22 protein-coding genes and 1 pseudogene are annotated in these 17,378 nt (G+C 40.6%); 6 read left to right on the top strand and 17 right to left on the bottom strand.

The window, feature by feature from the left end:
• Positions 1 to 134 precede the first annotated feature (134 nt).
• The 8 genes from ACF8FD_RS09135 to ACF8FD_RS09100 form a co-directional block, all read right to left on the bottom strand.
• Entirely contained in the window at positions 135 to 542 is a 408-nt protein-coding gene (locus ACF8FD_RS09135) for a roadblock/LC7 domain-containing protein (RefSeq protein WP_234304527.1), read from the bottom strand.
• 18 nt (positions 543 to 560) lie between these two features.
• On the bottom strand, positions 561 to 1,109 hold the full coding sequence (locus ACF8FD_RS09130) for an ATP/GTP-binding protein (protein ID WP_234304528.1): 549 nt from the start codon (positions 1,107 to 1,109) through the stop codon (positions 561 to 563).
• Between the two features lie 9 nt (positions 1,110 to 1,118).
• Complete coding sequence (locus ACF8FD_RS09125; RefSeq protein WP_234304529.1) at positions 1,119 to 1,439, bottom strand: hypothetical protein; 321 nt, start codon at positions 1,437 to 1,439, stop codon at positions 1,119 to 1,121.
• Positions 1,436 to 2,083 carry a hypothetical protein gene (locus ACF8FD_RS09120; RefSeq protein ID WP_234304530.1) on the bottom strand — a complete coding sequence of 216 codons (648 nt, stop codon included), beginning with the start codon at positions 2,081 to 2,083 and terminating at the stop codon, positions 1,436 to 1,438. The genes ACF8FD_RS09125 and ACF8FD_RS09120 overlap by 4 nt, the downstream gene beginning before the upstream one ends.
• Positions 2,084 to 2,165: 82 nt before the next feature.
• Positions 2,166 to 2,525: a roadblock/LC7 domain-containing protein gene (locus tag ACF8FD_RS09115; RefSeq protein WP_234304531.1), complete on the bottom strand. Its 360-nt coding sequence runs from the start codon at positions 2,523 to 2,525 to the stop codon at positions 2,166 to 2,168.
• Positions 2,526 to 2,920: 395 nt separating this feature from the next.
• Positions 2,921 to 3,580 carry a hypothetical protein gene (locus ACF8FD_RS09110; protein WP_062034117.1) on the bottom strand — a complete coding sequence of 220 codons (660 nt, stop codon included), beginning with the start codon at positions 3,578 to 3,580 and terminating at the stop codon, positions 2,921 to 2,923.
• Between the two features lie 17 nt (positions 3,581 to 3,597).
• Positions 3,598 to 4,029: a ClpXP protease specificity-enhancing factor gene (locus ACF8FD_RS09105; protein ID WP_062034118.1), complete on the bottom strand. Its 432-nt coding sequence runs from the start codon at positions 4,027 to 4,029 to the stop codon at positions 3,598 to 3,600.
• Positions 4,030 to 4,037: 8 nt separating this feature from the next.
• Complete coding sequence (locus tag ACF8FD_RS09100; RefSeq protein ID WP_004695093.1) at positions 4,038 to 4,691, bottom strand: glutathione S-transferase N-terminal domain-containing protein; 654 nt, start codon at positions 4,689 to 4,691, stop codon at positions 4,038 to 4,040.
• 257 nt (positions 4,692 to 4,948) lie between these two features.
• Here ACF8FD_RS09100 and ACF8FD_RS09095 point away from each other — a divergent pair.
• A pseudogene (locus ACF8FD_RS09095) lies at positions 4,949 to 5,143 on the top strand (hypothetical protein); the annotation flags it as partial.
• 125 nt (positions 5,144 to 5,268) lie between these two features.
• Here the strand turns inward: ACF8FD_RS09095 and rpsI are convergent.
• Positions 5,269 to 5,655 carry a 30S ribosomal protein S9 gene (rpsI, locus tag ACF8FD_RS09090; RefSeq protein WP_004695095.1) on the bottom strand — a complete coding sequence of 129 codons (387 nt, stop codon included), beginning with the start codon at positions 5,653 to 5,655 and terminating at the stop codon, positions 5,269 to 5,271.
• A 12-nt stretch (positions 5,656 to 5,667) separates the two neighbouring features.
• Positions 5,668 to 6,096 (bottom strand): 50S ribosomal protein L13, encoded by a 429-nt coding sequence (gene rplM / locus ACF8FD_RS09085; RefSeq protein WP_004695096.1) that lies wholly within the window; start codon positions 6,094 to 6,096, stop codon positions 5,668 to 5,670.
• Positions 6,097 to 6,587: 491 nt separating this feature from the next.
• Between rplM and pdxA the strand changes: the two genes are divergently transcribed.
• The 3 genes from pdxA to ACF8FD_RS09070 are packed head-to-tail and all read left to right on the top strand — an operon-like array spanning position 6,588 to position 9,251.
• The gene (gene pdxA, locus ACF8FD_RS09080; RefSeq protein ID WP_234304532.1) at positions 6,588 to 7,556 is read left to right on the top strand and encodes a 4-hydroxythreonine-4-phosphate dehydrogenase PdxA; all 969 of its coding nucleotides are present in this window, start codon (positions 6,588 to 6,590) and stop codon (positions 7,554 to 7,556) included.
• Positions 7,557 to 7,588: 32 nt separating this feature from the next.
• Entirely contained in the window at positions 7,589 to 8,401 is an 813-nt protein-coding gene (rsmA, locus tag ACF8FD_RS09075; RefSeq protein WP_004695098.1) for a 16S rRNA (adenine(1518)-N(6)/adenine(1519)-N(6))-dimethyltransferase RsmA, read from the top strand.
• A gap of 1 nt (position 8,402) precedes the next feature.
• Positions 8,403 to 9,251 (top strand): symmetrical bis(5'-nucleosyl)-tetraphosphatase, encoded by an 849-nt coding sequence (locus tag ACF8FD_RS09070; RefSeq protein WP_234304533.1) that lies wholly within the window; start codon positions 8,403 to 8,405, stop codon positions 9,249 to 9,251.
• A gap of 42 nt (positions 9,252 to 9,293) precedes the next feature.
• Here the strand turns inward: ACF8FD_RS09070 and ACF8FD_RS09065 are convergent, their stop codons facing one another.
• The 5 genes from ACF8FD_RS09065 to hflX all read right to left on the bottom strand — a co-directional run bounded on the left by ACF8FD_RS09065 (position 9,294) and on the right by hflX (position 12,985).
• The gene (locus ACF8FD_RS09065) at positions 9,294 to 9,743 is read right to left on the bottom strand and encodes a DUF2147 domain-containing protein (protein WP_004695101.1); all 450 of its coding nucleotides are present in this window, start codon (positions 9,741 to 9,743) and stop codon (positions 9,294 to 9,296) included.
• Between the two features lie 279 nt (positions 9,744 to 10,022).
• Positions 10,023 to 10,466: a DUF2147 domain-containing protein gene (locus ACF8FD_RS09060; RefSeq protein ID WP_058870235.1), complete on the bottom strand. Its 444-nt coding sequence runs from the start codon at positions 10,464 to 10,466 to the stop codon at positions 10,023 to 10,025.
• A gap of 87 nt (positions 10,467 to 10,553) precedes the next feature.
• Positions 10,554 to 11,228: an LrgB family protein gene (locus tag ACF8FD_RS09055; RefSeq protein ID WP_004695104.1), complete on the bottom strand. Its 675-nt coding sequence runs from the start codon at positions 11,226 to 11,228 to the stop codon at positions 10,554 to 10,556.
• Positions 11,229 to 11,238: 10 nt separating this feature from the next.
• Positions 11,239 to 11,610 (bottom strand): hypothetical protein, encoded by a 372-nt coding sequence (locus tag ACF8FD_RS09050; protein ID WP_004695106.1) that lies wholly within the window; start codon positions 11,608 to 11,610, stop codon positions 11,239 to 11,241.
• Positions 11,611 to 11,653: 43 nt separating this feature from the next.
• The gene (gene hflX, locus ACF8FD_RS09045) at positions 11,654 to 12,985 is read right to left on the bottom strand and encodes a ribosome rescue GTPase HflX (protein ID WP_279678925.1); all 1,332 of its coding nucleotides are present in this window, start codon (positions 12,983 to 12,985) and stop codon (positions 11,654 to 11,656) included.
• Positions 12,986 to 13,372: 387 nt separating this feature from the next.
• Between hflX and ACF8FD_RS09040 the strand changes: the two genes are divergently transcribed.
• Positions 13,373 to 14,197 carry a lysophospholipid acyltransferase family protein gene (locus tag ACF8FD_RS09040; RefSeq protein ID WP_279678926.1) on the top strand — a complete coding sequence of 275 codons (825 nt, stop codon included), beginning with the start codon at positions 13,373 to 13,375 and terminating at the stop codon, positions 14,195 to 14,197.
• A gap of 4 nt (positions 14,198 to 14,201) precedes the next feature.
• Here the strand turns inward: ACF8FD_RS09040 and ACF8FD_RS09035 are convergent, their stop codons facing one another.
• A complete protein-coding gene (locus tag ACF8FD_RS09035; protein WP_279678927.1) occupies positions 14,202 to 15,830 on the bottom strand; it encodes a phospholipase D family protein in 1,629 nt (542 codons plus the stop codon).
• Positions 15,831 to 15,931: 101 nt separating this feature from the next.
• Between ACF8FD_RS09035 and ACF8FD_RS09030 the strand changes: the two genes are divergently transcribed.
• Complete coding sequence (locus ACF8FD_RS09030) at positions 15,932 to 16,942, top strand: metallophosphoesterase (RefSeq protein WP_234304534.1); 1,011 nt, start codon at positions 15,932 to 15,934, stop codon at positions 16,940 to 16,942.
• Positions 16,943 to 16,949: 7 nt separating this feature from the next.
• On the opposite strand, the gene ACF8FD_RS09025 is transcribed toward ACF8FD_RS09030, so the two are convergent.
• On the bottom strand, positions 16,950 to 17,372 hold the full coding sequence (locus tag ACF8FD_RS09025; RefSeq protein ID WP_234304535.1) for a hypothetical protein: 423 nt from the start codon (positions 17,370 to 17,372) through the stop codon (positions 16,950 to 16,952).
• Between the last annotated feature and the right edge of the window lie 6 nt (positions 17,373 to 17,378).

Below are 17,378 nucleotides of genomic sequence, written 5' to 3'. Positions count from 1 at the left end.
ACTCAAATGAGATAGGGGGATTTTTTTATGCAAGGAAGATTAGAATAAGAAGAAGCGGCTAAAACATAGCCTTTAAAATTTAATAGGTTTCGTCCTTAATAAAAATTAAATTTTTTTATATTTTATCAGAGATATCAATATTGCATAACACGGTTGCTGGCATTTTCTAGCGTGTAGAGTAGCTGCCCTAATAGTACATCTTTTTCAGTTAAGGTCACGATAATCATTGGGTGATTTGAAGAAGGGATCGAGGTTAAAATGGCTTTACCATTGTCCGCATCCAAAGTAATCGACTGACAACCTTCGAGATGAATTTCATTCATAAAAGCAGCAACCATAGCTAAAATCGAGCTACTAACTGCCGCAAGTTTAGTACTGTTATAACCATCTCTTTTATAAACATGGGCTAACTCGAAGCCATCTGTGCTACACAGCATGACATAATTGACGCTGCGGACATTCATGAGAACATCTTGAATTTCATTCTTTGCAAAATCAATTAACTCTTTTGGTGCTGAGCGGCTTTGCGCTAAAGTAAACATATAGAACCTCGTTAAGGGTTAATTGGCAATATTTGAGTTGATCTCAATGGATGTAATGAGCGCTTCTAATAATAACAAAACGTCATCTTTCCTCCTTGCATCGATAAAGAAGAGTGGAGAAAAGAGATCATTTTGTAATAACCAGTCTTTATAGATAGTGGTTGATTTGGTTGACTCAGAAAGAAGATCGGTATGTGTAATGCCGATCGCACTATTGTCGGTAAAGTTTTGAAAGGTTTCCAGATAGCTTTCTAATTCTTGAATAGGGTTGTCTGAATGATGATCAATCAAAATTACAGCACCAATAGCACCTTTAGTAATGGCAGACCAAATAAAGTCGAAGCGGCTTTGCCCAGGTGTACCATATAGCCCAATGGTCAGGTTTTCATCAAGCGTGATTTCACCATAATCAATACCAACTGTGGTTTCTAATTTGGTATGGCGCTGTGCGTCTGTATTGAAAGCCTCCGTTTGCAGTACGGGAATCTCTGAGAGAGATCGAATCGCCTCCGTTTTACCCGCGCCCATACCACCAGCAAAAACAATTTTAAAGCGTTGTAAAATCATATTATTATCCTATATGCCTAATTTTTTTCTTAGTTTTCCAAAAAAGCTTTTAATTAAACCTACTTCTTCTGTAACTTGAGGCATTTCTGGTGGGTTAAAGTGTTTATCCCAAATATTGATTTTTGAGAGATTATGGGTCGCGATATTGGCTGCAATAAAGCGCTGCACAGTTTCAATAGGGAGATTCAACTGCGTTGCAATTTTTGAAATTTTACCACCTTGAATAAAGCAGCTGGAAAGTTGAAAAATGGTTTTCCTGTCCACATTGCTTGCTGGCTTAGGCCAGATATGGATCTTAAAATGTCCATCTTCAGGTGCAATTTCTTTCAAAAATATGGGTGAATCCCAAAAAACTGCCATAACCAGTCGCTAAGTATATGGGGTTGCTTACGTGAGACTTTCATGAAGTTACTGGTGCTGGCAATGTCATAATCAAAACCAGAATCTGTAAAGGCTTGTTCTCGTTCTGTATTGAGCCAAGCGATATTTTTCTGAATATCAATAATGGCAATGGTGCCTAAAGTATCAAAAAGATGTAGCTTTGAGTTGCGTTCGGTATCCAGCATTTTGCTGAAATATTCTAATTTGTAGGGTGTTTTTTTATTCTGAGTTTCAATAGGAGGGAGTTGTTGATTATCAAAAGAGGGATGTAGTAGATGTTGAATAATCCAACTCGAGAAGCTTTCAAGATGAGTAATTGGTAAAGAAAGTATGTTTTCGTGGAGTCGGTTTTCGTTATGGGTTTGCTTAGAAATTTTTAGCCATGGAAACTGACGACTTCGAATGATCTTTTGGATCCCTTCAGTTTCATAAAAACTTTCATGGATAAATAAACAATCAATAGTTGGGTCAGTAGCGGAGCTCCAGTTAATTTGATACTCTTGAGGAATGAGATTACGTAGCTGTGTTTTAAGTTCGTCAGAATGGTTTGAACACAGGCCAGTAATCGCAATATTAATATATTGCTTATTCATAGTGTTTCTTTAATTTAATTAGGTTGAAAAGGACAACGCATACAACCCCTTTCCCAAAAGGATGAGAAAGGGGCAATTCAAATTAAGAAAAATCTAGGCCTTTTTCATATCCTTTGAGTTCATGACGAGCCATGGCAAGATTTGCTTTAGAGCGTTCAAGGACAAGATATAAGAAAATTTTGTCATTGCCTTCTAAAGGACGAATAAGGTGATACTGCTTACCCAGCGTAAATAAAATATCTTCAATTGAGTCATTTAAGTTTAATGCTTGTGCAACACGTCGTTTTGAGCGAACAACTTCAGTATTACCTGCCGCTGCGAGTTCTAAATCGATGCTTCCACCGCCTTGAGTTGCTAGGGCCAAACCGCTTTCCCCATCGACCAATGCTGCTGCAAAGAATCCATCGATATTTGCTAATGCTTCCAATGACACTTTAGCCATAGTTTTTCTCTTCAATTTTATGAGTTTTAAAATCCTTTTAAATTGTTGTTTCACAAGTCGATTTAATTATATGGATGGCGTGAAAAAATTATCAATATAAATAAATGTAACAAAAAAAAGATGAATAAATATACAATTAAACCCGAGGCTTTTAGTCAGTTTTTGCTAGAGATTTTGTGATTAGGTTTGCAGATTTTAGAGAGGAGTGTGAAAAAGTTTATTGTTATTTGAAAAAGTGTTCAATTTATTTGCTATTGTAACAAAATGTAACTTTTACCGTTTGGACAAATAAAAGCAAAAAATAAATCGATTTTTTTGATTTTTAAAGGTGAAATATATAATTATTTTTCATTAAAAAATAAAGGGATGCGCAAAATAAGTGCATCCCTTGGGGATTAGACAAACATTTGACTTGCTGCGCAATAAAGTCCCCATAAAATCACGATAGCCACAGCAGGCTCAATCAGTTTTGCCCATGTTGGCGTTGGACTTTGCTCTGCTACCTGTGTGTGTAGCTGATCTGAGTGGTCTGTTGCGTGTTGATTTACCATTTGATTAAACTCCTTCATCGTCTCTTCTAATGATAGCTCTTCTTCAGGCTTTGGTTTAGAGCCAATTAGTTCTGTTAGCTCATTTGTTGTCCAAACCCAGTCATCAGCCAGACCTGAGAGGTGCTCGATTTGACCGACAAGCAGCTCACGTATTCCATGTTCGCCAAAGTTTCCCGTGACATCAAGTTGTTTGAGTTCAGCAACCTGAAGACCCAACATCGTAGTCAAGCTATGTTCTAAGTCTGCCTTCGCTAACTGTGATTCATTTTGCGGAGACGTGGTGAGATGCCTTGCAAGTTCTTGAATATAGAGATGATCCTGAGTTTGAATCTCTTGGTAGAGCTTGGTGCCATCTTGACGCATCAAAGTGATGAGTTTTCCAAGGGAGAGGGTGTTGGCCTCAGAAAGATATTGAAGTCGCTCCTCATCTGAATATTGACTCAGAAGCTCAGGCTTTTGAATTTTAATCTGCTCTGCAAAATATTGTACTAAATCAAAAGCCATATAATTACTCCATTTTATTAATCTAATAACCTTAAACTTGGTTTTTTCTTAGCGGGTTCAGTTTTTTCTTCATTGTCTGATTTTAAAGCATTTTGCTCACTTTGGGTATGATTGTCATACTCACTTGGATCGAAGAATAAGCCTTGCCCATTTTCACGGGCATAAATGCCAATCACAGCATTAAGTGGGACATAAATATCACGAGATACCCCACTAAAACGTGCAGAGAAGGTAATCGCATCGTTGCTCATATGTAGCGCATGTACGGCATGAGGGACAATGTTTAAGACAATCTGTCCATCTTGAATAAACTGTTCAGGAACGAGAGTATTGGGCTGGGTTGCATCGACCAATAAATGCGGTGTCAATTGGTTATCACAAATCCATTCATAAATGGCGCGAGCTAAATATGGACGAGTCGGCGTAAGGTTTAATTCTTGATCAGACATAATGTTCTCTACGGCTGTTTAAATTCAGATTGATAATGGTTTTTCTCCTGCAAAGTTAAAGACTTTAAAAATGCAGGACGACTAAAAATACGTTGACAATATAAATAGATTGGGCGGCATTGCTGTTTCGGTAAATGCACGCCCATGCTGTTTAAGCGTAGAAAGATAGGCGCAAGCATGCAATCTAAAATGCTAAAGCTTTCCGACATGAAATAGGGGAAATGCTGAAACAATGGTGTTAAGGAAATGAGTGTGTCTTTCAGTTTTTTTTGTGCTTTCAGTTTTGCTTGTTCATCGAGTGTATCTGGATGGCGTAGCATCATATCGGCAAGCTTTAACCAATCTTGTTCAAAGCGCCAAATATACTGCCGCTGTTCTGCACGAGGCATAGGTGCGTCGGCATAGAGCTTGTTTTGACGATAACGATCGTCTAAATACTCAGAGATGATATTGGCATTAAATAGTTTTAAATCATTTTCAATCAACATCGGTAGCTGGTTATAAGGGTTTAAGCTGGCGAGATCTTCATCATCTGCATCACTTAAAACCAAATGGTATTTGATTTGCTTCTCTGCAAGTACATAACGAATCCAATGGGAGCGAAAATCATCTGCATGGCTATACAGCGTAATTCCTTGAAGCGGAGTAGTTTCGACAGACATATTTCAGAAACTAGGTGAAGTGAATCGGTTAGAATACTAAAAATAGCCAATAAAATCATCTTAACTTTAATATGCTTATACAATCGAACAACTTGGAATAAATGAAAAATAAGGATAGAACCATGCAGCTTAGGCTCAGAATCACCCAATCGATCGCAGTTATTATATTAATGACTTCTATCTCAAGTAGTTATGGTCAAATTTGAGATGCATCCGAACAGGTAGATGTAGCGCAGCAGACTGCTGAATATGCTGCTTGTATTGCCGATGAAGCCTGTGATGTCGCTACTTCTATCTCTGAGGATGAGATGTATGGCGGCATTCAGCAAGAATATACAGTAAAAGGCTGTAAGGTCACTGTTTATAATGATGGACCTGTGAAAATGGTCGATGAGAAAACCGACGAGCCGTGTAATGCACCACTTCCCAAAGATCATCAATTTTCAAAATAAGCTGGAATATGCAACTAGAGGCATGTAGTAGGAATAAAGCAGAAAGCATAGACTTAAAACTTGAAAATGACGCATAAAAAAGCCTTGGATAAACCAAGGCTTTTTTGTCCGATTCGGTAAACGAATTAACGTTTAGAGAATTGAGGACGTTTACGAGCTTTACGTAAACCAAGTTTCTTACGTTCAACTTCACGAGCATCACGAGTAACGAAACCAGCTTGACGAAGAGCAGGTTTAAGTGTTTCGTCAGAAGCGATCAACGCACGAGTAATACCGTGACGGATAGCGCCAGCTTGACCACCGATACCACCACCAGCAACAGTGATGTAAAGGTCATACTTTTCAGTAACTTCAAGAAGCTCTAAAGGTTGACGAACAACCATACGAGCAGTTTCACGACCGAAGTATTGCTCAAGAGTACGGTTGTTAATTACGAGCTTGCCTGTACCAGCTGACAAGAAAACACGTGCAGTTGCGGTCTTACGGCGACCTGTACCATAATTAGTAGCCATGTGCTGTATCCCTTAGATGTCCAAAACTTGTGGCTGTTGAGCAGCGTGTGGATGCTCTGTACCTGCATACACTTTCATTTTCTTGATCATTGCATAACCAAGAGGACCTTTTGGTAACATACCTTTAACAGCTTTTTCTAAAACTGCTTCAGGTTTGTGAGCGATTAACTTTTCAAAGTTAGTCTCACGGATACCACCAGGGAAGCCAGTGTGGCGATAGTATTTTTTATCAAGCGCTTTTTTACCAGTCACTTGAATTTCTTCAGCATTGATTACAACGATATAATCGCCAGTGTCAACGTGAGGAGTATAAGAAGTCTTGTGCTTACCACGTAGACGACGAGCGATTTCAGTCGCAAGGCGACCTAAAGTTTTGCCAGAAGCATCAACAACGTACCAGTCGTGTTGAACTTCAGCAGGCTTAGCGCTGAGAGTTTTCATTAAACCACTACCTATTATAGTTGGTTTGGACTATGGAATCTGTCCAAACAAAAGGAGACGCGATTCTAAACGAAGTTGCTCAGAATCACAAATGAAAATATAAAATTTCAAGAGCCGTATTTTAAGGTATTTCCCAGTATAAAGGAAGAGATCAAAGTTTATTCTTTTTAAAAAACCACAAAAGAATTCAAACTTTAAAAAAATGGGGAACAGTGATATTGAACTTTATGACTTCACTGAATGAAATGCGGGATCATCACCATAGAACCATTTTAAAATAACGGATAGTACAGGAGTTACGACTCGCAACTTCTTTGCTCATGTTTTATATGTTTGAGGCTTTATTTTTTCTTTGAAAGTCGATGGAATGTGAAAACAGGATAAGTGAGGATTTAAATATAAAAGAATAGGTTCAAGTTGAGTACGGTGAATGCGGAGATACTGGGTGAGACGTTGTATAATAGTCAAAACGCATTTTACTTGAGTTGATCATGCTGCCTTTATATGTCACCAGTGGTGAACCTGCTGGGATTGGTCCAGATATTTGTTTAAGCCTTGCTGCTCGTATAGATGAGCGTCCGATCGTGGTCCTTGGTGATATGAACTTGCTACGTACACGTGCAGCATGTTTGGGATTGGACATTGAACTGATTGAATATTCAGGGCAAGAAGCATCATCAACTCAGGGTCAACTTTATGTTGAGCATGTGCCTTTAAGCGAAGCTGTTGTAATGGGTGAGCTTAATCCTGAAAATGCGCCTTATGTCTTAGAGCAGCTACGACGTTCGGCCGATTATGCTATGTCTGGTAAAAGTGTAGGTGTTGCAACTGCACCTGTACAAAAGTCAGTCATCAATGATGCTGGGATTCACTTTAGTGGACATACCGAATACTACCAAGAGTTTGCTGGTGTTGAACGTGTGGTGATGATGCTCGCAACCAAGACGTTGCGTGTCGCGCTGGCTACTACACATTTACCTTTGAGAGCTGTACCCGATGCGATTACCAAAGAGCGACTGTATCAAGTCATTGATATTTTAATTCAAGACTTAAAAAGCAAATTCAAAAAAGAGCATCCACATATTTTAGTATGTGGCTTAAACCCACATGCAGGGGAGGATGGTTATTTGGGTATGGAGGAAATTGAGGTGATTAACCCCGTGCTGGAAAGCTACCGTGCTCAAGGCATAAATATGAGCCTGAGCCTACCTGCCGATACCTTATTCACCCCAGAAAACTTAAAAGATGCCGATGCTGTTTTGGCGATGTATCACGATCAGGGCTTACCTGTGTTAAAATCGCAAGGGTTTGGTGAAGCCATTAATATTACTTTGGGCTTACCGTTTATTCGTACCTCAGTCGATCATGGCACAGCTCTCTCCCTCGCAGGCACTGGTCTTGCGAAAAGCTCAAGCTTACAGGTCGCTGTTGATTTAGCGTTAGAATTAGCTCGTCACTAATGTTCAGTGATTAACTCACGTTGGAAAATTTTATGTATCAAATTAATGCCTTAAACCCTAAAGATGAAGGGCACCATACGCGGAAGCGTTTTGGGCAAAACTTCTTACATGACCAACGTGTGATTGCCAAGATTGTACGTTCAGTTGCACCACGTTCAGGTGATAACATTGTGGAAATTGGCCCCGGTTTGGCAGCATTAACATCACCGTTGATTGGAGAGTGTGACGCACTCACGGTGGTCGAATTAGACCGTGATTTGGCGGCAGGTTTGCCAGGGCGTGTGCCACATCCTGAACGTTTAACCATTATTGAAACCGATGCACTGAAGTACGACTTCACCAACTTATTTGAAGATGGTCGTCCTTTACGTGTTGTGGGTAATTTGCCGTATAACATTTCAACGCCACTTTTGTTTCACCTCTTGGAGTTTGGTGACAAAGTTAAAGACATGCACTTTATGCTACAAAAAGAAGTGGTTGACCGTATTACTGCTTCTCCAAATAGCAAAGAATATGGTCGTTTGTCGGTGATGATTCAGTATTTCTGTAAACCGACGTTCTTGTTTGAAGTACCACCGGGTTCATTTAACCCGCCACCAAAAGTGACTTCTGCGGTGTTCCGTTTAGAGCCATATGCGGTTAAGCCTATTGTGGCAAAAAATGAAAAAGCCTTGGCACGTTTGGTCTCGCACGTCTTTACTCAGCGTCGTAAAACTTTGCGTAATAGCTTAAAAGGCATGTTGGTTGAAGATGGTTTTGAACAAGCGGGTGTTGATCCGATGGCACGTCCAGAGACTTTAACACTGGCTCAATTTGTGGCATTAGCAGATCAAATGGTGGCTTAAGGTGACAGGTGCAGAGATTCGATACAATTATGTCATTGGTGATGTGCAGGGTTGTTTTGAAGCACTAAAAGCCTTGCTAAAGACTATTCAGTTTGATCCTGACCAAGATTTTATTTGGTTTGCAGGGGATTTGGTTGCTCGTGGTGAAAACTCATTGGGTGCTTTACGCTTTATTAAAAAATTAGTAGAGCGTAATGCGGCTGCAACAGTTTTAGGAAATCATGATTTAACTTTGCTGGCGGCTGCACGTGGCATTAAAGCAATTAAAGACAAAGATAACATTCGTGATGTGATTGATGCGATTGATAGTGATGATTTGATTGATTGGCTACGTAAACAACCCTTGTGTGTATTTCCAAACGCAACCACGATTCTGACGCATGCAGGCATTCCAACCAATTGGACAGCAGAACAAACTGCTGCTTTAGCCGCAGAAGTTGAGGCAGTCATTGCAGCGGATGATTTTGATGTTGTCGATGCCTTTTTAAAAGAAATGTATGGTAAAGAGCCTACCTTATGGTCGGAAGAACTGACGGGGCATGCGCGTTTACGTTGTATCGTAAATTATTTGACTCGTATGCGTTTAACCGATAGTGCTGGGCGTTTGGAGTTTAGTTTTAAAGACTCGCTCAACGACCCGATGCCTGAAGGCTTCAAACCATGGTTTGAATTTGCTTCGCAAGCGGCACAAACCCATAAAGTTGTGTTTGGCCACTGGGCCGCTTTACAAGGTAAAACCATTTCGGATTCGATTCAAAATGTAGATGGTGGTTGTGTTTGGGGGCATCAATTAATGGCTTACCGTTTAGAAGATGAGACCTTATTTGCCGTTGATAATCCAGTTCAATAGCACATGCATTAAAAAGCCACGAAGTTCGTGGCTTTTTTATTCTTAGTCGATTCTTAACCAGGTTTGGTTACGACCTAAAGCAGAAACACCGATGTATGCACGTAGCGAAAGACGTTTTCCTGTGGCATTCAGTTTCATTTTCGCATCATAAAGTTTGCCAGACAGCGGATCAATCACACGACCTTTTTCATAGTTATTGGTGCCGTCGACATGCTTTAAGCCTTTAATAATGTCCATACCTAAAATTGGTTTATTGGTATATGGCGTAGGGCAATTCACACAAGTTTCTTTTGGCGTATAACCTGGGCGTGGTGTAATTTTTACAATTTTTCCAGTGTAAGTATTATTCGATTCTTTACGAATTTCGATAATGGCTTTTGGCGAGCCTGACTTATCATCAATTTGTTGCCATGTCCCTGTTAAGTCCTGTGCAAATGCTCCCCCGCAAAGCATGGACAATGTTAATCCCGCGATAAAAAACTTACTTTTCATATAAGGTTCTCTATAGTTTCACAAAAAGATATCCAAGACACAGAAAAATAAACAGTTTGCACAAGGCAAACTGTTTTGTGTTTAGATATGAATTAGGCAGTTGCCTTTAAAAATTGAAAAATCATACATGCTTAGCTGAAACTCTTTTATTCATTGAATTTGAAACAATCAGACTAAGTTTGAAGCAATGTATGAGTGACTCAGTGGTGGTCTACAAAATCTAAAATGAATCGATCAAGTAATTGCGTAGACCAAGTCTGTTCAGTAATAGAACCTAGATTATTCTCGAATCCACGTTTGACTACGACCTAGAGCAGATATGCCCACGTATCCTCGCAAGGTTAAGCGTTTGCCATTCGAACTGAGTTTTGCTTTACAGCTATAAATATTACCAGACAGTGGATCAATGATTTTTCCACCCGTGTAATTGGTATCACCGCTGTGTTTCAAACCTTTCATCACATCCATGCCTAAAATAGGCTTATTGGTATACGGCGCAGGGCAATTAATACACGTTTCTTTTGGTGTGTAACCCGGACGAGGCGTCACTTTAACGATCTTAGCGGTATATGTCCCATTTGATTCTTGGCGAATCTCAAGGATGGCTTTTGACGACCCAGTTTTGTCATCAATATTTTTCCAAGTGCCGCTAATATCTTCAGCGAAAGCTGTACTACCTATAACGGTTGTAGCGAATGCGATTGCAAGTGTCAATTTGCTCATGAACAAAATCCTTTTATCATTTAATCAACGACAAACTCATCTTAAGTCGATTTTTTAAACAATACAATTGTTTATGTGAGGAACATATCACATTTTTTGCAAGTATAGAATAAACAACGGTAACCAGATTGCTGTAAATACCGCATTGACAGCCATTCCAAAGGCTGCATAACGTCCAGCAATACTTCCCCGTTGCCATGCTTGAGCTGTACCGATGGCATGAGCTGCAAGACCTAGCGCTAAGCCCGATGCTCGTTCATCATTAATGTGTTTGAGGATCAGTGGTGAAAATGCAGCACCAATCACACCAGATAAAATCACGATTAAAATAGCCAGACTCACAGGGGCTTGCAGCAGTGTTGCAATGTTAATTGCGATAGGCGTTGTGACTGCGCGTGTGGCAAATGCCATAATGGTAGGATCGGACAAATGTAGTAGATAAGCCAGTCCCATCGGTAGTCCGACCGCACTGATACTGGCAAAGACCAAGATACCCACCACGGCTTTGAGGGGGAGGTCGTCATAGCGCATTGCAGCCAATGGAATAGCCAATGCGACTGTGACATAACCGAGCAGATGGTTAAACACTGGATTTACCTGTGCCATATATTGCTCATACGGAATGTTTAACAACAACAGCAGGGCAATCACAAAGCACATGCCAAAAACAATCACGGGAATCTGTGGCAGTTTTTTGTTGAGTGGCTTTGCCAGTAAATAGGCAACGAGGGTTAGGAAAAAACCGAAAATAATGGGAATCATGGGCACACTCCTAAAGCCATTTCTTAGACATTTTTGCGTAAACCCACAGTGGAATTAGTGTGCTGACAAATAGCACCACCAAAAACATTGGGATTTCACTGCCTAAATGGGTCATCATCAGCAGGGAGCCTGCACTGATAGGTAGAAAAGCAAAGGCACTTTCTTTCATGATTTTATTGTTGGTATCGACCAAACGTGCTGGAATTTTATGAAATTTTCTCCAACCCAAAAGGACGATTAATAAACTAATCAGTCCAATTAAATTGCCCAGTTCAGGATGTCCAAAACGTCCAGTGATCCACACAGCCGCTTCACGAAAGATGATGATCAGGGCAACCGTGCCGATCCATGCTTTCCAATCAACAGTTTTTATCCATTCCATTTTGTTCTGTCATTAACATTTTACTTATCACGTTTTAACCGATTTAGCTTTTGATTTCAAATTCTTCGAGTTCACGATGAAATTGTTTTGCTTTCAAACCTAAAATTTCATTAATCGGTAAATGTGCTTGTTTGATCAATTGTTCAAGTTTATGTGGCGCAATATACACTTGTAGGTGTAGGTTGCCCTCATCATCATAATTTTCAGATTGAATCACATTTAGGGCGTACAGTTGATTACGCAATTTTCCATAGGCAGGTTTGAGCAGGACGTCAAAGTTTTGAATTTGGCCCATCAAGCACTCTTGGACCGCTTGGCGTAGTAGATCAAATCCTTCGCCTGTATGTGCTGAGACATAGACACGCTCAGGTAGATTGGGTTTAGCGTAAATGATTTTGGCTTGTTCGCCACTTTGATCGATCTTGTTATACACCCGTAGAATTGGAATATCTGCGCCAATTTCTTTGAGCACTTTTTCAACAGCTTCAATTTGTTCCATATGGTCAGGACTGCTCGAGTCAATCACATGCAACAGCAAACTGGCTTCTAATGTTTCCTCTAGCGTCGCTTTAAACGATTCCACTAAAGCATGCGCAAGATTACGCACAAAACCAACCGTGTCGGCTAGAACCAGCGGACCAATACCATCCCATTCCAAACGTCTTAAGGTTGGATCTAAGGTTGCAAATAGCTGATCTGCGGCATAAACATCAGATTTGGCAAGGGTGTTAAACAGGGTTGATTTACCCGCATTGGTATAACCAACCAAAGAAACGGTTGGAATGGCAGCTTTTTGACGTGCGGCACGCCCTTGGATACGGGTCTGACGGACTTTTTCTAATTTATCTTTAAGTTGTCCAACCCGGACACGGAGTAAACGGCGGTCAGTTTCGAGTTGCGTTTCACCTGGACCACGGAGTCCAATCCCGCCTTTTTGGCTATCGAGGCTAATGCCTGTACCGACCAGTCGAGAAGACAAGTGATCCAATTGAGCCAATTCGACTTGAAGTTTCCCTTCATGGGTACGGGCACGTTGTGCAAAGATATCTAGAATAAGGCGTGTACGGTCAATAACGCGGCACTTGATAATGCGACTCAGATTACGTTCCTGACTGGGTGTCAGGGCATGGTCAATAATCACCAGCGTGGCTTCAAGTTCCTCAACACGAGCAGCAATTTCTTCTGCTTTGCCTGAACCAATGAAATATTTAGCATCGGGTTTGAATCTTTGAGCGTGAATATGCTCCAGAATTTCTGCACCTGCCGACTTAGCAAGCAAACGAAATTCTTCTGCATCAAGGTCTTCCAGAATATGGATGGCAACACTGACTAAAATGGTTTTTTCGCCACCTTGCTTCTGCTCAAAATATTCCACTAAATTCGATCTCACATTGAAAACTCTAGTGTAGATGAATTTGTTGAGATTGAGCGAAATAGTTATGCTGTTGCCTTACATTGAGCGAAATAAGTGAACCAAAAGCAGCAAGGTGCCAAAGTATAAAATACTGAGCCCTATAATAAATTTCAGTGCCTGAACAGGATTTAACGGCGGAGCTGGAGGATTCATTTGATCGTTCATGTGCGCACCATGTTTTGGTATTTCGATTGATTTATTTTAATTAATTTGTTTAAACGATTAAAATTGAAAATAATCATCTGGGCCTTCGGTTTTTATGATCAATGCAAGTTAGTTAAGATCAGTATAGAATGAGCCGAAATCAATGATTAAATGTTGAATGAAGCTGTGCCAAGTGAACCGTCTATGCAATCGAATACTGAAATAAAAACAACATCAATAAAAGGTGTCTCTAAGCTTTTTCTGTATGGTAAAAAGCTGGCTTCAGGGCTTGGCGCCGTGTCCGAAGGGTTTTATTTGGTCTATCGACATGGCTTGTATAAAGACATTAACAATCCACAAAATACCCGTTACGTGCAGTATTTCTGTCGTCGACTGTGCAAGGTTTTTAACATTGATGTGCATGTCCACGGGGATATTCCACGTAAGCCTGCACTTTGGGTCAGCAATCATATTTCATGGTTAGATGTTGCGGTTTTAGGTTCAGGCGCACGAGTTTTCTTTTTGGCCAAGGCTGAAATTGAAAAATGGCCTGTGTTTGGCAAGCTGGCAAAAAGTGGTGGAACTTTGTTTATTCAACGTGGTTCAGGCGATTCCATCAAAATTCGAGAGCAAATTACAGCGTTTTTAAAACAAGATATTCCTGTGTTGTTTTTCCCGGAAGCGACCACGACCGATGGTTCTAAAGTGAAAAAGGTGCATGGACGTATATTAGGCGCAGCAATTGAGGCCCAGCGTGATGTGCAAATTTGTTTGATTTGCTATGTGAATCAACAGGGCGAACTTGACCAAGTCTCTCCGTTTATCGGTAACATTAGTTTTGCCGAGCATGTTAAAAAAGTACTAGAAATGCCAAAAGTCACGGCACATTTAGTTGCGCTCCCAGCCATTTGTACCGCAGGACATACGGTTGAGAGTTTAACGGCACTGGTCCAACAAAAAATGGTGCAAGGTTTGGCTGATTTACATCACAAAGTTTTGAAGTCCCAACCCAACATGCAACAAGCTTGAAGGCTTACATAAAGCCTTCAATTGGTAGCCAAGAGACGACTTTGAGACCAGCACGTTTGAGCCAATTCATTTTGGGTTCAGTGGTATAGGTTTTGGTAGAGCCATCAGCTTGTTTGATTTGCCAGTTAATGTTTTTATTTGCATCTAAAACCAGCTTATAGGCATATTTACTGAGGTTTTGGTCCATGGTGTAGTGTACCGCTTTGGCCAGCGGTGGACTGTTCAGTAAAACCCCAATTTCTGTATTTAAGTTGGCAGAGCGGGGATCAAAATTAAATGAACCAATAAAAACCTGTTTCTCATCAATGGCCATGAGTTTGGCATGTAGACTCGAGCGGCTTAATCCTTTGATGCTGACTTTGGCTTTTTTCGAAATTTCTTCATTGTTTTCGTTTAGGGCTTCGGCCGCAGGCGTGGCTAAAAACTCATAGAGTTGAACACCGCTTTCCAGCAAGTCTTCACGATATTTTCCATAGAACGCATGCACCAACGGCACATCATTGGCTTTAAATGAGTTGGTCAGTACGCGAACTTGAATGTCACTCTGTGCTAGGTTTGCCAAATGCTTTTTGCCTTTACGTTCCGGGACAAAATAGGCCGAAATAATGTCGATGCTTTCCATTGGCTTTTCTAAATGGGTTTGCAACTGGAAGTTTAAATGTTCTTCTTTTTTTGCCCGTGATTTGATTTTACTCGGTGAGTCTTTCACCACTTCGGCTTTGACCCAATCGAATTGGATACTATCATTTAACCAGTGTTCAAAGGCTTGCGAACGATTGGCTAGATCGAGATAATTTTGTACAGTCACTTCCTGATAGTGCTGCGCTAACTGGTTTTTTAAACCTTCATAACGCAAGCTGTAATGGTTGGCGTTGACAATTTGACGCACTGGAAAGGCATAATCGTCATTCCAGTATTCATCGAAAGAATGCACAATTTCATCTGAGGCAGAGCCCACCAACATTACATCAACATCGGAAAACTGATAACTGTCGCTGACGTTATAATATTGATTGCTCATGTTGCGCCCACCAATCAACGAAATTTGATTATCGGCAATGAAACTTTTATTGTGCATACGACGGTTGATGCGTTTTAAGTTTAAGACCATATCCATGGCACGATAGTGACGGAAGCGGTAGGGGTTATACAGTTTAATGTCGATGTTGGTGTGTTGATCGAGTGCTAAATAGATGCCTTCCATTTTCTTGGCATTGTTATCATCGATCAGTAAGCGAACCTTCACTCCACGATCGGCGGCTTTCAAAATAGAATAAAGCGCTAAAGAACCAATACGATCATTGTCCCAAATATAGTATTGTAGATCTAATGTCTTTTCTGCTTTATCAATGAGATGGATACGTGCAGCCAATGCCTCGAGCGGGTTGTAAAGAACATGAAAGCCCGTCAGTCCTGGATTTTGCTCACGCAAAGGCAGTACGATTTTACCTAAACTGGTTTGATCTGTTGGTAGATCAAAGGCATAGACGGGCGTCTGCGGTATCTGTTTAGGTAAGGTATTACACGCGGGAACAGTCAAAACCATACAGCTCAGCAACAACAATTTGGCATTTTGCTGAGTCGAAGATGAACGGAATGAAGTTTGTTTTGCTAAGCCGTGAGGTTTTTCCATCATCATAAAGTCTATAAATTTGGTTTGAGTATAATTCTGAGCTGTGAAAAGATAAACAGAAGATTATGTGTTCTTGATGAACAAATTGTGAGTAAAAGTCTATGATCAATACACACTCCGTCGTGTTCTATTTTTATATTGCGATGGCCTTGCTTGCAGGGTGGGCGGTGTATCAGGCATGGATCAGTCAAACCAATACGGAGACGATTCATCCGTTTAAAGCCTTTGTGCATTTATTGGCTTTTTATCTTTCGTATTTACTCATTCCTTTGTTTTTCTTTAGCATATACGCAGGTTTTCAGGGCTATTATTCATGGCATGAAGCTATTTTTGTATTTTTGGTCAGTGGTATATTGTGCTATGCACGTTTCATTGAACCACATTTTGTGCATGTCAAAACCACTCAATATCAAATTCAAAAAGATTATAAATTACTCAAACCCGTCCGTATCGCCTTAATTGCCGATTTACATATTGGTCTATTTTCAGGGCATGAGCGGCAGCTGAAAACCATTGTCAAACGAGTCAATGAGCAAAAGCCTGATTTGGTGGTGGTTGCAGGGGATTGGACTTATGAACCCGAAAATAAACTGGCAGAAGAGTTAGAGGTGTTAAAGCAAATCAATGCACCTGTCTATTCAGTCAATGGTAACCATGACGAACAATATCCTGGACCACCAATTCAAAATTTATTAAGACATGCTTTGAAGGTCAACAATGTCATTGATATTGAAGGTCAGATTGTGGAATTCGAAGAATTTCGTCTGATGGGTGTTGGGGATTTGTGGGCAGGTAAGGCAGATATGCGTTTTATGCCGCATTTACCGCGAGACAAACCTTGGGTGATTTTGTCGCATAATCCTGACACGGTCGATATGGTACCTGCTTTACCCAGTCGTCCTTTAATGCTTTCAGGTCATACGCATGGTGGTCAAGTTGAGCTGCCATGGCTTACAGATTATGTGATGAAGAAGGTGTCTATATTAGGACACAAAAAAGGTTTGTACCGACATGAACATGCGGATGTGTTTGTCACGGTTGGAACAGGCATGGTGGGTGTGCCGTTTCGTTTTCGTGTACCACCGACCATCGATATTATTGAACTGATTTAAGTTGGGCTTAGAACCAATAAAAAATAAAGCTTAAAACCAAAATGACCACAGCCAAGATAATCCAAAGGTTGTGGTTTTTTGTATGGAGCTCTTGTAGGTCTTGTATTGCATCGAGGTTATTCACTGCTGTGCTATGCGGGCTTTGTGGCTGTTGTTGTGTAAAGCTCCGTCCTTCAGACACAAGGGAGCTGTGGTGTCTTAGTTCAGCGGTTGATATGCGTGGTTGTTGATGTCGTTTATGGCGATACATGCTTTTTAGTGCAGCATCATGCCGCTTCGTGAGTTCAGTCACGATCTCTTGTGCATCATCGTATTGAAAAGCGGTATGTGTGGCGATGTATTGAATGGCTTGAATAATTTTATTTTCTTCAACTAATACGATGACATCAAGGAGTTGTTCATTGGTGAGTTGTTGTATTTTTTCATCCATTTTTCG

This window comes from Acinetobacter sp. TYF_19 (genome assembly GCF_043105125.1).
GTDB lineage: Bacteria > Pseudomonadota > Gammaproteobacteria > Pseudomonadales > Moraxellaceae > Acinetobacter > Acinetobacter johnsonii.
This window is presented reverse-complemented; position numbering and strand designations above follow the sequence as displayed.